This window comes from Pseudomonas sp. LB3P81, from assembly GCF_054897965.1.
The window spans coordinates 20,924-38,453 of record NZ_JBUBVG010000001.1 but is presented as its reverse complement, the minus strand read 5'-3'; the positions used below and the strand labels follow the sequence as shown (position 1 = coordinate 38,453).

The 17,530-nt window shown below is 59.3% G+C and carries 23 protein-coding genes and 1 pseudogene; 8 read left to right on the top strand and 16 right to left on the bottom strand.

Annotation, left to right across the window (positions count from 1 at the left end; all coding sequences use genetic code 11):
- Window positions 1-220: 220 nt before the first annotated feature.
- Both ACYZTL_RS00225 and ACYZTL_RS00220 read left to right on the top strand, forming a co-directional pair.
- Window positions 221-568 carry a DUF6124 family protein gene (locus tag ACYZTL_RS00225; RefSeq protein ID WP_461950047.1) on the top strand — a complete coding sequence of 116 codons (348 nt, stop codon included), beginning with the start codon at window positions 221-223 and terminating at the stop codon, window positions 566-568.
- Window positions 569-805: 237 nt separating this feature from the next.
- On the top strand, window positions 806-1,726 hold the full coding sequence (locus tag ACYZTL_RS00220) for a LysR substrate-binding domain-containing protein (RefSeq protein WP_461950046.1): 921 nt from the start codon (window positions 806-808) through the stop codon (window positions 1,724-1,726).
- Here ACYZTL_RS00220 and ACYZTL_RS00215 read toward each other — a convergent pair.
- On the bottom strand, window positions 1,647-2,240 hold the full coding sequence (locus ACYZTL_RS00215) for a DinB family protein (RefSeq protein WP_461950045.1): 594 nt from the start codon (window positions 2,238-2,240) through the stop codon (window positions 1,647-1,649). The two genes, ACYZTL_RS00220 and ACYZTL_RS00215, sit on opposite strands and share 80 nt — an antisense overlap.
- A gap of 18 nt (window positions 2,241-2,258) precedes the next feature.
- Between ACYZTL_RS00215 and ACYZTL_RS00210 the strand changes: the two genes are divergently transcribed.
- Together ACYZTL_RS00210 and ACYZTL_RS00205 are read left to right on the top strand one after the other, a co-directional pair.
- Window positions 2,259-2,432, top strand: coding sequence for a hypothetical protein (locus ACYZTL_RS00210; RefSeq protein ID WP_461950044.1), 174 nt, complete (start codon window positions 2,259-2,261; stop codon window positions 2,430-2,432).
- Between the two features lie 73 nt (window positions 2,433-2,505).
- Window positions 2,506-2,823 (top strand): DUF2388 domain-containing protein, encoded by a 318-nt coding sequence (locus tag ACYZTL_RS00205; RefSeq protein WP_461950043.1) that lies wholly within the window; start codon window positions 2,506-2,508, stop codon window positions 2,821-2,823.
- A gap of 69 nt (window positions 2,824-2,892) precedes the next feature.
- Here the strand turns inward: ACYZTL_RS00205 and ACYZTL_RS00200 are convergent, their stop codons facing one another.
- Window positions 2,893-3,822 (bottom strand): pyridoxal-phosphate dependent enzyme, encoded by a 930-nt coding sequence (locus tag ACYZTL_RS00200; RefSeq protein WP_461950042.1) that lies wholly within the window; start codon window positions 3,820-3,822, stop codon window positions 2,893-2,895.
- Between the two features lie 102 nt (window positions 3,823-3,924).
- Entirely contained in the window at window positions 3,925-4,716 is a 792-nt protein-coding gene (locus tag ACYZTL_RS00195; RefSeq protein WP_461950041.1) for an SDR family NAD(P)-dependent oxidoreductase, read from the bottom strand.
- Between the two features lie 124 nt (window positions 4,717-4,840).
- Between ACYZTL_RS00195 and ACYZTL_RS00190 the strand changes: the two genes are divergently transcribed.
- Window positions 4,841-5,779, top strand: coding sequence for a GlxA family transcriptional regulator (locus tag ACYZTL_RS00190; RefSeq protein ID WP_461950040.1), 939 nt, complete (start codon window positions 4,841-4,843; stop codon window positions 5,777-5,779).
- 130 nt (window positions 5,780-5,909) lie between these two features.
- Entirely contained in the window at window positions 5,910-6,569 is a 660-nt protein-coding gene (locus ACYZTL_RS00185; RefSeq protein WP_461950039.1) for a methyltransferase family protein, read from the top strand.
- A gap of 134 nt (window positions 6,570-6,703) precedes the next feature.
- On the opposite strand, the gene ACYZTL_RS00180 is transcribed toward ACYZTL_RS00185, so the two are convergent.
- The 5 genes from ACYZTL_RS00180 to ACYZTL_RS00160 all read right to left on the bottom strand — a co-directional run bounded on the left by ACYZTL_RS00180 (window position 6,704) and on the right by ACYZTL_RS00160 (window position 9,936).
- A complete protein-coding gene (locus tag ACYZTL_RS00180) occupies window positions 6,704-7,372 on the bottom strand; it encodes an HAD-IA family hydrolase (RefSeq protein WP_461950038.1) in 669 nt (222 codons plus the stop codon).
- Between the two features lie 136 nt (window positions 7,373-7,508).
- Entirely contained in the window at window positions 7,509-7,916 is a 408-nt protein-coding gene (locus ACYZTL_RS00175; protein ID WP_461950037.1) for a response regulator, read from the bottom strand.
- A gap of 292 nt (window positions 7,917-8,208) precedes the next feature.
- Window positions 8,209-8,499, bottom strand: a complete 291-nt coding sequence (locus ACYZTL_RS00170) for a pentapeptide MXKDX repeat protein (RefSeq protein WP_461950036.1) — start codon at window positions 8,497-8,499, stop codon at window positions 8,209-8,211.
- Window positions 8,500-8,551: 52 nt separating this feature from the next.
- Window positions 8,552-9,331, bottom strand: a complete 780-nt coding sequence (locus tag ACYZTL_RS00165) for a molybdopterin-dependent oxidoreductase (RefSeq protein ID WP_461950035.1) — start codon at window positions 9,329-9,331, stop codon at window positions 8,552-8,554.
- Window positions 9,328-9,936, bottom strand: coding sequence for a cytochrome b/b6 domain-containing protein (locus tag ACYZTL_RS00160; RefSeq protein WP_461950034.1), 609 nt, complete (start codon window positions 9,934-9,936; stop codon window positions 9,328-9,330). Before ACYZTL_RS00160 ends, ACYZTL_RS00165 begins: the two co-directional genes overlap by 4 nt.
- Before the next feature lie 275 nt (window positions 9,937-10,211).
- On the opposite strand from ACYZTL_RS00160, the gene ACYZTL_RS00155 reads away from it, so the two are divergent.
- Window positions 10,212-11,153, top strand: coding sequence for a class I SAM-dependent methyltransferase (locus tag ACYZTL_RS00155; RefSeq protein ID WP_461950033.1), 942 nt, complete (start codon window positions 10,212-10,214; stop codon window positions 11,151-11,153).
- Window positions 11,154-11,260: 107 nt separating this feature from the next.
- On the opposite strand, the gene ACYZTL_RS00150 is transcribed toward ACYZTL_RS00155, so the two are convergent.
- From ACYZTL_RS00150 to ACYZTL_RS00140, 3 genes and pseudogenes are all read right to left on the bottom strand, one after another.
- Window positions 11,261-11,851, bottom strand: coding sequence for a flavodoxin family protein (locus tag ACYZTL_RS00150; protein WP_461954225.1), 591 nt, complete (start codon window positions 11,849-11,851; stop codon window positions 11,261-11,263).
- A 149-nt stretch (window positions 11,852-12,000) separates the two neighbouring features.
- Window positions 12,001-12,105, bottom strand: a pseudogene (locus tag ACYZTL_RS00145) (helix-turn-helix transcriptional regulator); the annotation flags it as partial.
- Window positions 12,106-12,690: 585 nt separating this feature from the next.
- Complete coding sequence (locus tag ACYZTL_RS00140) at window positions 12,691-13,308, bottom strand: TetR/AcrR family transcriptional regulator (RefSeq protein WP_461950032.1); 618 nt, start codon at window positions 13,306-13,308, stop codon at window positions 12,691-12,693.
- A gap of 165 nt (window positions 13,309-13,473) precedes the next feature.
- On the opposite strand from ACYZTL_RS00140, the gene ACYZTL_RS00135 reads away from it, so the two are divergent.
- On the top strand, window positions 13,474-13,914 hold the full coding sequence (locus ACYZTL_RS00135) for a hotdog fold domain-containing protein (protein WP_461950031.1): 441 nt from the start codon (window positions 13,474-13,476) through the stop codon (window positions 13,912-13,914).
- Window positions 13,915-13,962: 48 nt separating this feature from the next.
- Here the strand turns inward: ACYZTL_RS00135 and ACYZTL_RS00130 are convergent, their stop codons facing one another.
- The 5 genes from ACYZTL_RS00130 to ACYZTL_RS00110 form a co-directional block, all read right to left on the bottom strand.
- Window positions 13,963-14,655 (bottom strand): GNAT family N-acetyltransferase, encoded by a 693-nt coding sequence (locus ACYZTL_RS00130; protein WP_461950030.1) that lies wholly within the window; start codon window positions 14,653-14,655, stop codon window positions 13,963-13,965.
- A 296-nt stretch (window positions 14,656-14,951) separates the two neighbouring features.
- Window positions 14,952-15,521, bottom strand: a complete 570-nt coding sequence (locus ACYZTL_RS00125; RefSeq protein WP_461950029.1) for a YceI family protein — start codon at window positions 15,519-15,521, stop codon at window positions 14,952-14,954.
- A gap of 114 nt (window positions 15,522-15,635) precedes the next feature.
- Window positions 15,636-16,097, bottom strand: a complete 462-nt coding sequence (locus ACYZTL_RS00120) for a MarR family winged helix-turn-helix transcriptional regulator (RefSeq protein ID WP_461950028.1) — start codon at window positions 16,095-16,097, stop codon at window positions 15,636-15,638.
- 148 nt (window positions 16,098-16,245) lie between these two features.
- Complete coding sequence (locus ACYZTL_RS00115; protein ID WP_461950027.1) at window positions 16,246-16,698, bottom strand: Ohr family peroxiredoxin; 453 nt, start codon at window positions 16,696-16,698, stop codon at window positions 16,246-16,248.
- A 69-nt stretch (window positions 16,699-16,767) separates the two neighbouring features.
- Window positions 16,768-17,220: an Ohr family peroxiredoxin gene (locus tag ACYZTL_RS00110; RefSeq protein ID WP_461950026.1), complete on the bottom strand. Its 453-nt coding sequence runs from the start codon at window positions 17,218-17,220 to the stop codon at window positions 16,768-16,770.
- Between the last annotated feature and the right edge of the window lie 310 nt (window positions 17,221-17,530).

Sequence of the window (17,530 nt, the reverse complement as noted above, 5' to 3'; positions counted from 1 at the left end):
GCTGAAAAACAGTGATCGGGTTTGGTAGCCCGGAGTACTGCGCACAACGCCGCATCATGCTGACGCCCTTTCAGGTCGTGGCTTTTATGGTGGTCGTGCGCAGGGCCTTTTCGAAGGCGCCGGTTCCAGTACTCCGGTCTACCAACCTGTGCATGGCCACCACCCCTCGTTTGGTAGCGAGAGTGATGGCTCCAATCTAGAAAGTACTGGAGTTCCAACTATGCCAAAAGTAACGCCCAACCCGCCAGACACCGATCCGACATCCTCCTCCGCTAACTTCGACCCGGAAAAACCCGAAGAAACCTCGGACCGCATCCCGTCCTACGCCGACATCCGAGCCACCCCGCGCAGACTCACCACGATGTACGTCATCGATCCGCACATCAACACCGAAGACCTGTTGGGTAATGCGTGCGAATCGCTGGCCTCCGCCCATGTCATGACCATGGATCTGGCAGATCGCACCGAGGGGTCCAGCCGCAACACCCTGCTGGGCATTGCGCAGGTCATCATGCTGGGTGAACTGACGGTGAACCGGGCGCTGGACCGACTCGACCCGATCGAGTAGCCAATATCTCTTGTGGCGAGGGAGCTTGCTCCCGCTGGGTCGCGCAGCGGCCCCAAATAGGCGATGGTGGTCAATTCTGACAAACCGCGCGTACAGATTTTACGACTGCTGCGCAGCCGAACGGGAGCAAGCTCCCTCGCCACAGTAAGTCCTACCACCACAGGGGGTTGCTGCTCCCACCCCATGGGTTTGCTGCTTTACTGAAAAGACCCCGCCCCCCCTGCGAGTATCCCCGCCATGAACCGCAACGACCTGCGCCGCGTGGACATGAACCTGTTGGTGGTTTTCGAAACCCTGATGTTCGAAAAAAACCTGACCCGGGCCGGGGAAAAGCTGTTCCTCGGCCAGCCCGCCGTCAGCGCTTCATTGGCCAAGTTGCGCGATCTGTTCGACGACCCGCTGCTGGTGCGCAACGGTCGTGTGCTGGAGCCGACCCAGCGCGCACTACAGATTCTTAAAGAGTTGCAGCCGGCGATGGACACCATTTCCGGCGCGGTCAGCCGGGCCAAGGATTTCGACCCGGCTACCAGCCGCGACGTGTTTCGCATCGGTCTGTCCGACGACGCCGAATTCGGCCTGTTTCCGCCGCTGCTCAAGCAAATCCGCGAAGAGGCGCAGAACGTCGTGGTGGTGGTGCGGCGGGTGAATTTCCTGTTGATGTCATCCATGCTCGCGTCCGGGGAGATTTCCGTCGGGATCAGCTACACCACGGAACTGCCGGCCAACGCCAAACGCAAGAAACTGCGCGATCTAAGCGTGAAGATCCTGCGCGGCGACAATCGTCCCGGCGCCCTGACGCTGGATGATTACTGCGAACGGCCTCATGCGCTGGTGTCGTTTTCCGGCGACCTGACCGGTGCCATCGACAACGATCTGGCACGCATCGGTCGCTCACGCCGCGTAGTGCTGGCGGTGCCGCAGTTCGCCGGGTTGCGCGCCCTGCTGGCCGGCACCGACATGCTCGCCACGGTGCCGGATTACGCAGCGGCTGCGCTGATCGAAGGCAGCAGCCAGTTGCGGGCCGACGACCCGCCGTTTGACATCGTGCTGTCCGAGCTGTCGATGGTGTGGAACGGGGTCAACGATAACGATCCGGCAGAACGTTGGTTGCGCTCGCGAATAGCCCAACACATGTCGGCGCCACTGCCGGGGCATTGACCGAATTGAAGCCCGGATCCGTCTCGCGCAGGAAAATCGGCAGGTCCGTCATCGGCGGCATGGCCGGAATGTCGAAGTACATCTGGATCACCCAGCCACGGTGATAACTGGCGTGATTGACCACGTGCAGCAGCATCGCGCCGGCGCTCATGGTGCCGCTTTCGCCCGAGACAAACGTGAACTCGACGGGTTTGGCCAGCGATGCCTCGGTCTGCCATTCGCTCCAGTCGCAGTACCAGTGATCGATGTCCTTTTGCGCCAGGCACAGATCGGCGAGGTCGGGGTGCAACAGATCGTGTGAGGTCTTGAAACCGTGCCCCCGACCCTCGAGGTGAGCCTTCCAGATGCAGTCCACCACGTAGATGTGGTTCAAGGTGCCGATCATGTTCTTGAACACCGAGACCCGCGCTTTGTTGACCTCGCCGGGAGGCAAATCGGCCAGGCTGTCAAAGAGCCGCTGATCGGCCCAGAGTTTGTAATCGGCCAGCATGCGGGCCGTGCGTACGTTGATCATCAGAGGTCTCCCATTGCAATGGGCACTCTGCAAAGCATAGTCCTCATGGCGTGGGGCCGCGCGGACACTGATCGTCGGTCGGTCAGCGGCCAGGCTCAGTACAGGCAGTTGCTGCAAGCGCAAACCGAAGACAGTGCTGCCATCGACGACCTGCTGGTTGGAGTGATTGTTCGTACCGCAAGGAACTCCTGACGGCCGCCGCGTATCCTAAATTATGTGGTACTTCCTTTACGCTTCACGCTTCACGCTTTCGGAGGAAACCGTCATGCGCCGTCTGATCATCATCTCTTCCCTTGTGTTGTGCTTACCCTTCGGTTCGGCTCTCGCGAAAGTGGATGCGGGCGATGTGGCCACCTCGGCCGGGGTTTCTGCTTCGCTGTACTCGACGTTCAAGGACGACAAACTCATGATCCCTGCCCGGGATGACGCCTCCAGCTTCGTGGCCAGTGGCGGTGCGATTCGTGGCGTGTATCTGGAGTCGGTCATGAAGCAGATCCGCCAGGACAATCCCGGACTGAACGCCAGCGACGAAGACCTGGCCAGAGCCATTCTGATCCAGGACGGTGCCGCTGCCGGGCAATGAAAGCTGAAACAGTCGCGGTGGGGCTTGTGACACCTGGCCAGGTGTTTGCGGCCCTGCTTCGCTTTGCGGCTAATTTGCGCTTGCAGCGGATGAACGCGCCCATCCGGCAACGAGTTGTGCGTTGATGCTGACGCCGCCGCAGACCACGATCACCACGTCATGGGCATCGGCAATTGCCGGGTGGTCCAGATAGCCGATGGCCAACGAAACACCGCACGCCGGTTCAACCAGCTGACGCAAATCGTTGGCGTAACGCACCACGCCCATGATCGCTTCGTCATCGCCGAGCACCACGCATTGGTGAGGAAAATCGAGGATATGTTGCACCGGCCAGTCCGCCACTTGAGCCGCGCCGAGCGAGGTGGCAACGGTGTCGATACGCGAAAGCCTGACGGGATGCCCGGCCTTGATCGCAGCCGAAAAAGACGCCGCACCCGCGGTTTCGCAGGTGACGATGCGACAATCCATACGGCCATGCCGAATCAATCCCGTGAGAAGGCCTGCCAGCAAACCACCGCCCCCCACCGACGTCACCAGCGTATCGACTTGAGGACAGTCCTCGAGAATCTCATCGATCATCGTGCTGTGCCCTTCCCACAACACCGGATGATCGAAGGCCGGCACGTATTCGGTGTCCGCCCCTTGTGAAAGCTCCTTCGCCCGCTGATTGGCGTCGTCCCAGACCTTGCCGTGAACGATCACTTCGGCACCGGTTTTGCGAATCCTCGCGCGAGTGCTTTCCGGGGTGGTGTGCGGCACCACGATGCAGGCTTGCAACCCCAGGCTGGCCGCCGCGACAGCGGTGGCGAAACCGGCGTTGCCACCCGAAGGACAGACCACCTTGCGCTTGCCCTCAGCCTTTGCCTGGCTGCACAACAGCCCCATGCCACGCAGTTTGAACGAGCCGCTGGGTTGCAGGTTTTCCAACTTGAGCCAGATCCGCCGAGTGGGGGTCGACAAGCCCGGGTGCAGGATCAGGGGGGTTCTGATGTGAAGCATGTTGGGCTCCTCGGGCGCGCACCGGCTCGTCGATTTCTTCAACAAGCCGGTGTTGAACGGTCCTTATCCAAGCTTAGATCACCCTGGCCCGAGCCTGCCGTTTCAGCGATAACGCGGTGCCGCCGCGGAGTTGCCGAACAAGCCCGACAGGGTTTTGCGCTGGGCTTCGTAACGATCCCACTGCGAGCCGTCGTGCAGGCCCGGAATGGTCACCACTTCGCCATTCGCAAGCCCTGCCAGCGCGGCATCGACCATGTCCTCGGCAGTCATGACGATTTCCTGCGGCAGGTTTTCCACCGGGTTGCCGGCCTCGCTCCAGAAATCGGTGGCGGTGGCACCAGGCAGTACGGCCTGAATGCGAAGGCCTTTGTCGGCCAGTTCATGTTGCATGGATTGGCTCAACCCCAGAACGAACGCCTTGGTTGCGCCGTACACGCCGTTGAGAATTTCCGGCGCGATCGCCACGATCGAGGAGATGTTGATCACGGTGCCGTTGCCACGGGCGACAAACCCCGGCGCCACGGCGTAGGCCAGACGCATCAGTGCGGTGACGTTGAGGGTGATCATGTCTTCCATGTCATCCACCGGGCTGCCCAGCAACGGCATGACAGCGCCGACCCCGGCGTTGTTGACCAGCAAGGTGATGCTGGCGTCCGTGCGCAAAATCCCTTCAACCCGGCGCAGATCGGCCGTGTCTTTCAGATCGGCAGCGACGACTTCTACGGCGCGCCCGGTTTCGTTGCTCAGGTGATTGGCCAGGGCGTTCAATTTGGCCTGGTTGCGGGCGACCAGAATCAGGTCGTAACCCTGACGCGCGAGACGATCGGCGTAGACCGCGCCAATGCCGGAAGAAGCGCCCGTAATCAGCGCGGTGCCTTTGGATGAGAGAGCCATGTTCAGTGTCCTTCACAGTGAGGCGAGAGGTTCGCCGGGTGTGAACAGTTATAAATGCGCTCACGCCTGTCTCAAATGACGTTTATAGTACGTTTTTAGGACACGTCCTTTTGAGGGCTTATCGATGACTTCCGTGGCATTTGTGGTGTTTGAGGGTTTCCAGTCCATGGCGCTGGCGGCCATGCCGGTGTTTGAGTACGCCAACTTCAGCGCCGGCGAAGCGCTTTACGAAGTCAGCGTGCTGTCCGAGGACGGCCGCACCTTGCGCGCTTCCGGTGGTTTGAGCGTCGGCACCCAGGCGTTCGATGAGCGGGTGTTCGATACGGTGATCGTGGTCGGCGGCGACGCCATCCTCATGCAGGCACCCGAGGGTGTATTGGATTACCTGCGCGCCAGCATTAAAACCGCGCGGCGTACGGCGTCGATTTGCTCCGGGGCGTTCGTCCTGGCTCAGGCCGGTTTGCTCGACGGGCGGCGGGCGACCACGCACTGGGCTTATGCGCGGGAACTGCAAGCGCGGTTTCCGTCGATCAAGGTGGAAGAGGACCGCATCTATGTGGTCGACGGTTCGATCTGGACTTCGGCCGGGATGACGGCCGGAATCGACCTGGCGCTGGCGATGGTCGAAAAGGATCACGGCGCCGAACTCGCCCGTTCCGTGGCGCAGAAACTGGTGATGTACCAGCGGCGTGCGGGCGGTCAGTCCCAGCATTCGGCGCTGCTGGATCTGGAGCCGAAATCCGACCGCATCCAGACCGTACTCGGCTACGCCCGGGAACACCTCGCCGATGCGTTGTCGGTGGAACAACTGGCGGACGTGGCGCGCCTCAGCCCGCGCCAGTTCAGCCGGGCGTTTCGCGCTGAAACTGGCCAGTCGCCGGCCAAGGCCATCGAGAACCTGCGCCTGGAAGTCGCCCGGCAAATGCTGGAACGCGGGCGACTGAACCTCGATCAGATCGCCACCGAAACCGGCTTCAGTGATCGCCGGCGTATGCGTGAAGCGTTTCTTCGGGCGTTCGGGCAGCCGCCGCAAGTGATTCGGCGCAATGCCCGTTCTGCCTGACGCGTTGATCGGCGTAGGAGCTGCCGCAGGCTGCGATCCTTTGATCTGGTTTTTAATACCGAAGATCAAAAGATCGCAGCCTGCGGCAGCTCCTACAATGAGAGGTGTCAGGTCCACACGTGAGGTACGGATGAAAATCTCGGCCAGGCTGGCATTTTTCGCCATCGTGAGCACCCTCGCCTACCTCGGGCTCGCGGTGTGGGGGTTGGGCGGATTTGCCACGTTTTTCTCGCATGCGGCGCTGGTGGTCGTTGCCCTGGCAACCCTGGCGATGGTGATCGCGTCGCTGTTCACCGAGGTCAATCTCAGCTCGGGCGAACGGGAAGACCGGGCCAATCGCTGGGTGCTGCCGGCCTTCGGGGTGATCGGGATATTGAGCGGTTTTTTACCGGCTTACACCGACCGAATCGATTTTTGGACCTTCGATGGCGACGGCGTGCGCTGGCTCGGGGCGTTGCTGTTCATCGTCGGCGGCATGTTGCGAATGTGGCCGGTGTTTGTGCTGGGCAAGCGTTTCAGCGGGCTGGTGGCGATTCAACCGGGGCACCGACTGGTCACCGACGGGATTTACCGAACGTTGCGCAACCCCAGTTACTTGGGGATGTTGGTCATTGCCCTGGGCTGGGCGCTGGCATTTCGTTCCGGCGTTGGCCTGTTGCTGGCAGCGCTGACGGTGATCCCGCTGATCGCCCGCATTCACTCCGAAGAAGCGCTGCTGCGCGCGCAGTTCGGCGGGGAATATGAGGCGTATTGCAGGCGTAGCTGGCGGTTGATACCAGGATTGTACTGAAGAAACCCATCCCAAATGTGGGAGCGGGCTTGCTCCGGGCGGCGTTCCGACGAAGGCGGAGTGTCAGGCAACATTATTGGTGCCTGACACTCCGCCTTCGCGAGCAAGCCCGCTCCCACAGGGGGTTGTGCCAATTACGAAAAACTCAGTCGGATCCGGCCATCGCCCTCTAAACCACAGGCGACCGATTCATAACTGACCATCGTCGCGTGCGACGTTTCGATCGGATGTTCGTGGGTCGAGGTGATGATCAACAAGTCTGCCCCCGCCGCCTCCGCCGCGAGAATACCCACCGTGGCATCTTCGAAGATCAGGCAATCGGTCACGTCGACACCTAACCGCCTGGCCGCCAATCGATAACCCGCAGGATCGGGTTTGCCGGCGCTGACATCTTCCGCCGTCACCATCACCGCAGGTTCGGGAATCCCCGCCGCCGCCATCCGTCGCAACGCCAGTGCCCTGGGTGCAGACGTCACGATGGCCCACTGATTGGCCGGCAATGACGTCAGAAAATCCGCCGCACTGGCCACTTCGACAATCCCTTCGACGTCATCGATTTCCGCTTGGGTAATCCATGCCGCTTCAGCCTCGGCATCGACACCCGGCAAGGCCTGGCGGTTAACCGTGTCGATGGCCCGGGCACCGTGAATGGTCGGCAGGAAAGACTCGACATCCACCCCGTGGCGCAAGGCCCAGGTGGTCCAGATGCGCTCGGCGGCGGCGATGGAATTGAGGACGGTGCCGTCCATATCAAACAAAAAGGCGCGATAAGGCTTGTTGAAAACGCAATTTTTAGCTGACAAGAATGAGCTTCCTCTCGCAAGAGCCGGGCAGATTTGTCAGCAATGTACACGACCCTTGTAGGAGCTGCCGCAGGCTGCGATCTTTTGATTTTGCCTTTTAAAAACAGGATCAAAAGATCGCAGCCTGCGGCAGCTCCTACAGGGTACGGTGCGACTTCAATGCACCTTCAACGCAATCAAGAAATTGCCCAAGCGCCCAGGGTTTCTTGATGAAGGATACCTCATGCCTTACCCCGGAAGTTTGCGGCGTTTCGAAGCCGGACATGATCATGATCGGCTTGTCCGGCCAGCGGTCGCCGAACAGATTGGCCAGGTCCGCGCCATTGAGCTTGCCGGGCATGGTGATGTCTGTCAGCAGCAGCACCACGTTACCTGCGTGCTGTTCGAGGTAAACCGCTGCAGCATCCGCGCTGGTCTGCGGTTCAACTACAAAACCCTCCTCCTGAAGAATTTCGCAGAGAAACTCCAGAATCAGCGGGTCATCTTCAACCACAAGAATCAACCCGCCAGGAAGGTGCTCACCCGCCGTCGATACTGGACACATGACTTTGCTACTCCCTGATCGTCTAATGATTTCGCGGGTTCAAATCCGCTGCTTACAGGTATGAGCAGCGGGCTCGGCGGAAATTCATTTTTGATACAGGGTGTAACCATTAAAAGTCATGGGGGCATGATCAAAGGTCATACCACTGTAAAACCTGTGGGAGCGGGCTTGCTCCGGGCGGCGTTCCGACGAAGGCGGAGTGTCAGCCGACATCATAGTTGCCTGATACACCGCCTTCGTCGGAACGCCGCCCGGAGCAAGCCCGCTCCCACAGGGATTGTGTAGTTTTTGCTTAATACGACATGTTGTCCTTCTTCATGGCGTCTTTGGACATGGCGCCCTTCTTCATCTCATCCTTCTTCATCGAATCCTTGGACATGGCATCTTTCTTCATCGCATCTTTGGACATCGTGTCTTTTTTCATCGCATCTTTGGACATCGTGTCTTTTTTCATGGCGTCTTTGGACATCGAATCCTTGCTCATGCTGTCATTGCTCATGCCGTTGGTAGCTTCGGCGGCAAATACGCTGGCAGCGCCCATGGCGAGGCACATGGACAGAACGACGGTGGTTAACTTTTTCATGATGAAACTCCTTGAAGCACAGGTTGTGGACGAGTGAACTTGTCGGGCGCCGTCAGCTGCCACCGAACCAGTTATAGCCCTGGTCTTCCCAGTAGCCGCCGCTGTAGGTGTTGCTGACGAAAATCGCCTGGATGTGTTTGGGATTTTTGTAGCCAAGCTTGGTGGGCATGCGCAGCTTCATCGGGAAGCCGTATTCGCGTGGCAGCACCGCGCCGTCATAGGTCAGCGCCAGCAAGGTCTGCGAGTGCAGCGCGGTGGCCATGTCGATACTGGTGTAGTAATCGTCGGCGCATTTGAAACCGACATATTTGGCATCGGTGTCGGCACCGACTCGTTTTAGAAAGTCACTGAACCGCACCCCACCCCAGCGCCCGATCGCGCTCCAGCCTTCGACGCAAATATGCCGGGTGATCTGCTCGTTCTGCGCCATGCCACGCAGCTCTTCAAGACGCCAGCTGCGTTTGTCGGCCACCAGCCCGGTGACCTCCAGTCGATAGCTTTCTTCCTCTACGGTGGGTGCCTCGTCGATGCCGTAGAAGGCATTGAAGGGAAACGGCCGGGTGATCATCGACGCCGGATAAATCGGTGCCAGCGCGTTGGGATTGAACAGCCAGCCCTGCACCCGATCGTTGAACCGCGACATGGACGACAACGCGGTCTCGATGCTTTCGTTATCGGTGATGTTGCAGCCGGACAACATGGCCACGCCGCCGAGGGTCAGGCTGCGCATCAGGAACGAGCGGCGTGAGCAGTCCTCGATCTGCGGTGCAATGATTTTCCGTGCGTCTTTCAGGATGGAGGACTCGTCCAGACCTTCGATGCGCTTTTTCATACGGACTCCTTGCGACCGACAATCATGGCCAACAGCGTTTTGGGCACGAGTGCGACCATCACCAGATGCACCACAACAAAGGCCATCAACAGCGCCATCGCAATGAAATGCACATGCCGCGCGGTTTCGTAGCCGCCGAGTAATTCACGCAACAGCGGAAACTGGACGGACTTCCACAACACCAGCCCGGAGATCACCAGCAGCGTGATGTCGACCATCACGAACAGGTACGCCACCCGTTGCACCTGGTTGTAATGACTCAAGTCGGCATGCCCCAGCCTCCCGCGAAATGCGTCCCACAGGTCATGTACGACCCCTTTGGGTGACACCGGAAAAAAGCGCCGTGCCAGACGACCGCTGGCGAGGTTGATGACCAGATAGATGAGGCCGTTGATGGCGAGGAACCACATCGCTGCAAAGTGCCATTGCAATGCACCGCCGAGCCAGCCGCCCAGCGTGATGACTTTGGGAAAACTGAAGTCGTAAAGCGGGGACGCGTTGTAGATGCGCCAACCGCTGGAGACCATGACCAGCACCGCGAGGGCGTTCAGCCAATGGGTCACCCGTAGCCAGCGCGGATGGGATGAAGCAGGTAACGGCGACATGATCGGCTCCCGGCGGTTGTTGTTATTCGTTGGAGCCGAGTATGGAAGCCGACAGATCGCCAAATCCTCACGTAAAGTTAAATTAACCGTGATAACTAACCCCCTAATGACCTGTGGGAGCGGGCTTGCTCGCGAAAGCGGAGTGTCAGTCGACATCATCGTTGCTTGATACACCGCTTTCGCGAGCAAGCCCGCTCCCACATTGATTGCGTCATCCGCCCATTCGCTGCAATTGTGGTTAAAATGCCGCCCCCTCAAATCGCCGATCCGACCCGATGAACTCAGAAGCGCTGACCACCCTCCACGATCATCTGCTGACCGCCCTGGCAACGGCCCCCGCAGAAACCCGCCGACTGTTCCACGGTCGCGGACGCTGCTGGCCCGGGCTGGAGCAACTGACCGTCGACTGGCTACAAGGCGTGGTGCTGGTGTCGCTGTTCAAGGAACCCGAAGCGGCGCAACTCGATGAGCTGAAACAGCGGCTGATGGACATCACCCGGTCACCCGAGTGGACGCAATCCGGTGCGCATACCCTGGCGCTGCAGCATCGTTATCTGCTGAAAAGCACCACCGAATGGCTGGTCGGGGAAGTGATCGAGGACATGACCATTACCGAGGGCGGCCTGCGCTATCGCGTGGACCTGGGTCGCAAGCAGAACACCGGGCTGTTCCTCGACATGCGCTACGGCCGCGATTGGGTGCGCGCCAACGCCGAGGGCAAGCGGGTGTTGAACCTGTTCGCCTACACCTGCGGTTTTTCGGTGGCGGCCATCGAGGGTGGCGCGGCACACGTGGTCAACCTCGACATGTCCAGCCCGGCCCTGAACCGTGGCCGCGACAATCACCGGCTCAACGGCCACGACATGAGCAAGGTGAGTTTTCTCGGCCACGACCTGTTCAAGTCCTGGGGCAAGGTGATCGGCAAGGGGCCTTATGACCTGGTGATCATTGACCCGCCGTCATTTCAGAAAGGCAGCTTTTTGCTGACCAAGGATTACCAGCGCGTGCTGCGACGGTTGCCGGAATTGCTCAGCCCGCAGGGCACGGTTCTGGCCTGCATGAACGACCCGGCGTTCGGTGCCGATTTCCTCATCGAGGGCGTGATGCGTGAAGCGCCAAGCCTGCGGTTTGAGCAACGGCTGGAAAATCCGCCGGAGTTTCCGGATGCGGATGTCGAGTGCGGGTTGAAGGCGTTGGTATTCAAGCTGAATAGCTGAAAGGCAAAAGATCGCAGGCTACGCCAGCTCCTACATTGACCGTGTGTAAACCCGATCCTGTAGGAGCTGCCGCAGGCTGCGATCTTGTGATCTTTAAAGAACCCCAATCACCCCAGAACGCGACGCCCCGCCGCCATCTGCCGCGCGACATTCGCCACCCGGCCCCCCAGATGTTCCGCCGTCAGCAGGTCAGCCTTCGGAGGGCCGAACTCGGCACTGACGTCAGCATCGGACTGCGCCGCCGCACCCAGCCAGAAGCTGTGACGGTTGAGCATGTCTTCCGTGGTTTTGCTGCTGTTGTGGCCCGGTGGCAGACCCAGGTTCACCCAGTGCATGCCGTGCTGTGCCGCGAAGATCGACAGTTGCTGCAAGGTCGCCAGCTTGTCACCGGAGCGGGACGCCGCGTTGGTGAAGCCCGCCGCAATCTTGTTGGCCCAGACGCCGCCCTTGGCAAAAACGTGGCGCGACGTCGAATCCATAAAACCTTTGAATTGGGCCGAAGCGCTGCCCATGTAGGTCGGCGAGCCGAAGATGATCGCGTCGACCCCTTCCAGGCGTTCCCAGTACTGGTCGATTTCATCGACGCTGATCAGTAACACTTCGGTGCCGGCAACACTGCCCGCACCTTGTGCAACCGCTTCAGCCTGTTTGGCGGTGTGTCCATAGCCACTGTGGTAAACGACGGCAACACGGGTGATATCGGTCATGGCGTAATCCTCGGTAGTGATCAGTAACTCCGCCGGTAATGTGTTGCGGATTGAGAGTGATCATCTGCCGATCTCGTTCGATTGACGCACGAAACTGTTGGGCCACTCGTTCGAAAAAATTGAACAAGTTACCGAGCCACTCAACGCGGCTGCAACACCAACGCAAACAACTCCCCATGCCCGTTCACATTGAGCTTGTGATAGACATTGCGCCGATGCACCTTCACCGTTTCCGGCGAGGCGCCGTCAGGAGATGGCGACCCAGACGGCACCGCCAGGGTGATCGCCTCGTTATACGTGGACTGTGTGCTGCTGAGGGATGGTTGAAAGAAGCGCGCGTGGCAGGGCTGGCAGGGATGCGACTAGCGGTACTTGAGTGCCAAACCTCATGTTCCTACGATGATTCTACGCAGCCGTTTGTTTGATCAACTCAAGCGGTTGCGTAGGTGGTGAGTGATCTGAACCCCTACCAAGCTCACCGCTTGTTTCACGTGTATCTTGAGCCTCAAGGGCTCTGCTACCTCCCCATCAAAGAGCCTTGAGGCTCTTTTTTTGTGCACGAATGACAGACAAAAAAAGGCCGGCATCTGACCGTAATGCTGTTCACTTAAGAAAGTCTTGAATCAGAGAAACCTGTGGCGAGGGAGCTTGCTCCCGCTTGACCGGGCTGGCGCTCCAGTGCGTAGCACTCACAAAAATCGGCAATGCTTGTCAGATTTTTGGGGCTGCTACGCAGCCCAGCGGGAGCAAGCTCCCTCGCCACAAAGGTATGCACGACCTAAGAGCACTAAAGTGAACAGCATCAGGCATCTGACCGGGCTTTTTGCTGATCAATCGGCGGAAATCGATCGCCACGCCGCGTGCGCAAGCTTGTCCCTGTAGGCCTTCGGACTGCCCTTCACCCGGCCCGATAACCATGTCCTGCAATAGTTGTCTGCCTGGCCAATGATCAGCGACAGCAGCAATTCGGCTGGAGAACCTTTCAACTCATCGCCTCTGGCCGAAGCCGACAGCCATTCCAGCAGTTGCTTGTTGCGCGCCTTGTTGCGGGTAGCCAGTTCGTCCTTGAAAGGCCCTTTGGTGACGGCAAATCGTGCGTGGTACTGGAAGCGCGCCCATTCGGGTTGGCTGTCGACCCAATCCACATAACTGTGCACCAGCGCGTACACGCCTTCTTGCGTCGTTTTCGCGTCGCTCAAATAACTGTCGCGCAGCCTGGCCTGATCGTCCAAAGCGGTGAAAAACAGCGCGGCCACCAAACCTTCCTTGTTGCCGAAGTGGTGATAAATCGCGCCCACGCTGGTGTCGCATTCGGCGCGGATCATTTCGATGGTCGTGGCCTCGATCCCCTGCTCGTTGAACAGTGTGAGGGCCTTTCGAAAAATGTCGCGCTTGAGTTCAGCGCGTCTTCCGGGGTAGCAGCGTTCGAGTAAATCTGACGTTTCCATGCTTGACACAGTCCCAAAAAAATCGATGGTGAAGGCAGGTGACTGCCATCGGACACGTGGCAGTAGGTTGACAGATTTCCCATCGACAGAATACTGTTCCGCTACAGAACATTATTCTGTAACGGAACACCATTCTGTTTATTCACTCGTCAGTGAGGTTTCAAAATGAGTCAGTTTCTGAGCATGTTCAACAGCGCGGGCCCGCAAGCATTCAGCAAAATGGCCTGTCAGGTTGCGCCCTACTTCAGCACCATCAACCCGCTGGTCACGGAATTGCGCAAAGGCTTCGCGACGGTGCAAGTGCCGTTCGCCAGGGAAATCACCAACCACCTGGGCACTGTGCACGCGATTGCGATGTGCAATGCGGCTGAACTGGCGGCGGGGATGATGACCGATGTGTCGATTCCCGAAGGCGCCCGCTGGATTCCAAAAGGCATGACGGTCGAGTATCTGGCGAAGGCAAAAACCGACGTGACGGCGGTGGCCGATGGGGGCAGCGTCGACTGGACCACGGAAGGCGACAAGATCGTGCCGGTGGACATTCACGACGTCGAAGGCAAGAAGGTGTTCACGGCGCGGATCACCATGAATGTGAAGCTTTCCTGAACGCTGCCCGATTTGCCGGAGTTGATTGAGTTGTCTGGGTGGGTGCGGTTAGCGTGCCCCCTCGCCCAACCGTTCACGCACAAATTCATTGGCCTTGTACGTCAGTTGATCCAGATGCCGGTCACGCTGTTTCTCCGCATCGAGCATCGCCCGTTTGCCGTGCTTTTGCAGCAGATAGCTATGAATCTGCCGCACCTCCAGCGAGCTGTAGATCGACGCCACGTCCAGCAGCCCCATCAAACCGTCGGAGCGATGATCGCGGGTGTTCATCAGCACCTGAGTGCCGCGCACGCCTACCACCTGGAACCCCATCGATTCAAACCATGGCACCTTGGCAACCGCGCAGGTCAGCTCGGCATGCGGGTAGCGACCGACCATTTCCCGCAGCATCTTGCGAGCCACGCCCTGACGCCGATGACCGGCCTGCACCGCCATGTACGCCACGCCACACGCTTCGGGATCGTCCTTGACCGGCAGGTACAGCAAAAAACCGGTAACCGTTTCCGGATCGTCCACGTCCGTCGCGACGATCAACTCCACCGCAATCCCTTTCGCCCCGCTCAGCGCCTCCAGATAGAGGTGAACTTCATAGCCGATCGCGTACTGGTACACGTTGTACAACAGGTTGCTCGGCGGGATGGCGACCATGCTGATGTCGGTCAGGTTGTCGACGACCATCTGCAGGATCTGGCTGGAGAGGTGCTCGGGGCATGGGGTTTTGAAGTGGGTGATCTGGGGCATTGAGGCTCTGACTCTGGGGGCGGGCGTGAAGAGTGTGTTCGCGGGCGTGCCTTAATGCTGATCAGTTAAGCGAAAGCTGACTCTCGTAGGAGCAGCTCGCGATGGGCGCCAACGATAACGCGTATTCTCTGGATACACGCGTCGTCCTGAAGTCCATCGCGAGCAAGCTCGCTCCTACAAATTCTATTAACTGACAGGCATTAGGGCGTGCCTATGATAACGCGCTGGCGTGACCGAAGAGGGTGTCCGTTGGCAGCCATTTCAACCGACGCCACGCGCGCCTGACCACTTGAACACTATTGCTGCGGCGCAACCATGCGGAAGCGGATGTTGATATCGTCCGAAACCACCGTGTCCGCCCACTCGCCCTCGCCTACTTTGAAATCGCTGCGTTTGAGCGTCAGCTGGCCGTCGAAAATGCCGATGGCGTTCTCGGCCTTCAGCAGCACGGGCACTACCACCACGCGCGTGATGCCCCTGAGCGTGAGTTTGCCGGTGATCGAGTAGCGGTTGTTACCCAGTGATTTCACACCGGTCGACTCAAACGTCGCCACCGGCGAGTTCGCCGTGTCGAACCAGGCTGGTTTTTTCAGTTCTTCGTTGGCGTCACTGCTGCCGGCATCGATGCTGTCGAGCTGGATCGTGAGCGCGGCGTGGGCCGCTGAAGGGTTCGTCGTGTCGAAATCCAGCGTGCCTTCGAATTGACTGAACGTGCCATAGACCCGCGAACTGAACTGGTTGTACGTGAAGGAAAGCGTGCTGGCGGTCGCATTGACCTGGGTGTATTCGATGGCATCGGCACAAGACAAGGCGCCGAAGGTGAGCGCGAGGCCCCATGCGATGGAACGCGAAAATCGAGGATTCATGGGACTCTCCGGGCGGGATTCCCGTTTGCATCAAAGGCTGCACGCGCCGGCCCGCCACAGGTGGACTAAAGCAAAAAACCGCCGTTTATGCCACTGGCCGCGCAGCCCACTTGATCAGTCCGCAGATCTCACCGATTTGATGAGGTTGTTGCGCAGTTTCACCACCGACTTCTGCAGTTGCGTGAACTCGTCCGGCGTCAGCCCCGTGGCGCCGGCGAGCCCCGATTCCGGGTGGTTTTCGCGCAGCTCACGACCTTGCTTCGTCAGCTTGATCCGCACTTGCCGCTCGTCCTCGGGGTCGCGCTGGCGTTGCAGGTAACCCATCGCCTCCAGTTTCTTCAGGATCGGCGTGAGCGTGTTGGATTCGAGAAACAGCTTTTCGCCCAGGCTGCCGACGGTTTGATCGTCTGCTTCCCAGAGCACCACCAGGGTGATGTATTGCGTGTAAGTCAGGCCGAGTTGTTCGAGTAACGGTTTGTAGGCCTTGCCGAAGGCCAGGTTGGTGGAATAGACCGCGAAACACAGGAAGTCGGCGAGCTTCAGGTCGCCGGGGTCTACCTCGTCGATGGTTTTCATGGGCATCCTCATTTGGCCAGAAACTGATGGTTCGCAAGCGCCAGACTATACGTCGTACGCGACAGTGTCGGAAGTGACACGGTTGCGGATCGTGAAGGCCGGCGGCCGGTTCAGCGTACGAGGCAAGTCGAACCGGCCGTGCAGTGCATCATTCGGTGATGGCGTTCAGTACCACGTCGATGTTGCCGCGTGTGGCTTTCGAGTACGGGCAGATCTGGTCGGCGTCGTGCGCCAGCTTCGTTGCGATCTCTTGCGACAGACCCGGCACGCGCAGGGTCAATCGGGCCTGGATGAAGTACGCCTGACCGGTCTGACCCAGATCGACTTCAATATCCACGCTCGTATCGGACGGCAGTGTCACCTTAAGGTTGCTGGCCACCAACCCGACGGCAGCGGAGTAGCAGGCTGACCAGGCACCGGCGAACAATTGCTCGGCGGTCGGGTGCGGCACGATGTTCTTGAACTCATGCTGCGGTTTTGGATTGCCGGGCAAGGACAGCACGATATCAAGGTTGCCGTTATGGCCGCGCGATGTGGTGCCGGCTGCGCTGAGGGTGGTGTGGGTTTTGCCGGTGGCCAGGACTTTTTCGATCTTGCTCATGATGGTTCTCTCACAGGTTGGTTTGTTTTCGCATGCGCTTTTATCGCACGCGATGTATTTGACAAAAAATTAAGCAGTGAGGACGTTCAGTGCCACATCAATATTGCCGCGTGTTGCTTTCGAGTATGGGCAGATCTGATCAGCGGTGTGTGCCAGTGTCGTCGCGATGTCATGCGTCAGGCCTGGCACGCGCAGGGTGAGTCGAGCTTGAAGGAAGTAAGCGTCACCGGTCTGACCCAGATCGACTTCGATGTCGACGGAAAAGTCTGCGGGCAGCACCACGTTCAAGTCATTGGCCACCAGACCGACCGCTGCGGTATAGCAAGCCGACCATGCACCGGCGAACAGTTGCTCGGCAGCCGGGTGCGGCTGGGTCGCGGCAAACACGTGGGCAGGTTTGGCGTTGCCCGGCGTCGACAGGGTGATGTCGAGGCTGCCGTTATGGCCGCGCGACGTGGTGCCGGCAGCGCTGGCGGTGGTGTGGGTTTTGCCGGTGGCCAGGACTTTTTCGATCTTGCTCATGAGGGTGAATCCTCTACGGTGCGATAGGTTTGACGTCGTATCGCGTTCGATTGTGTCGTATGCGATGGATTAATATTCGCGCAGAGATGGATTGGTGTCAATAGGTCGTAGTGCACCTCGCCGACGACCGGTAGTTACCTCATCTGCTGCCCACCGCCGACATCCGCGGCGCAGTCAGTTACGAAAATTTGTAGGAGCGAGCTTGCTCGCGATGGACGCCAACGATAACGCGTATTCTCTGAATACACGCGTCGTCCTGAAGTCCCTCGCGAGCAAGCTCGCTCCTACAAGCATTAGTCAGCCTCGCTGC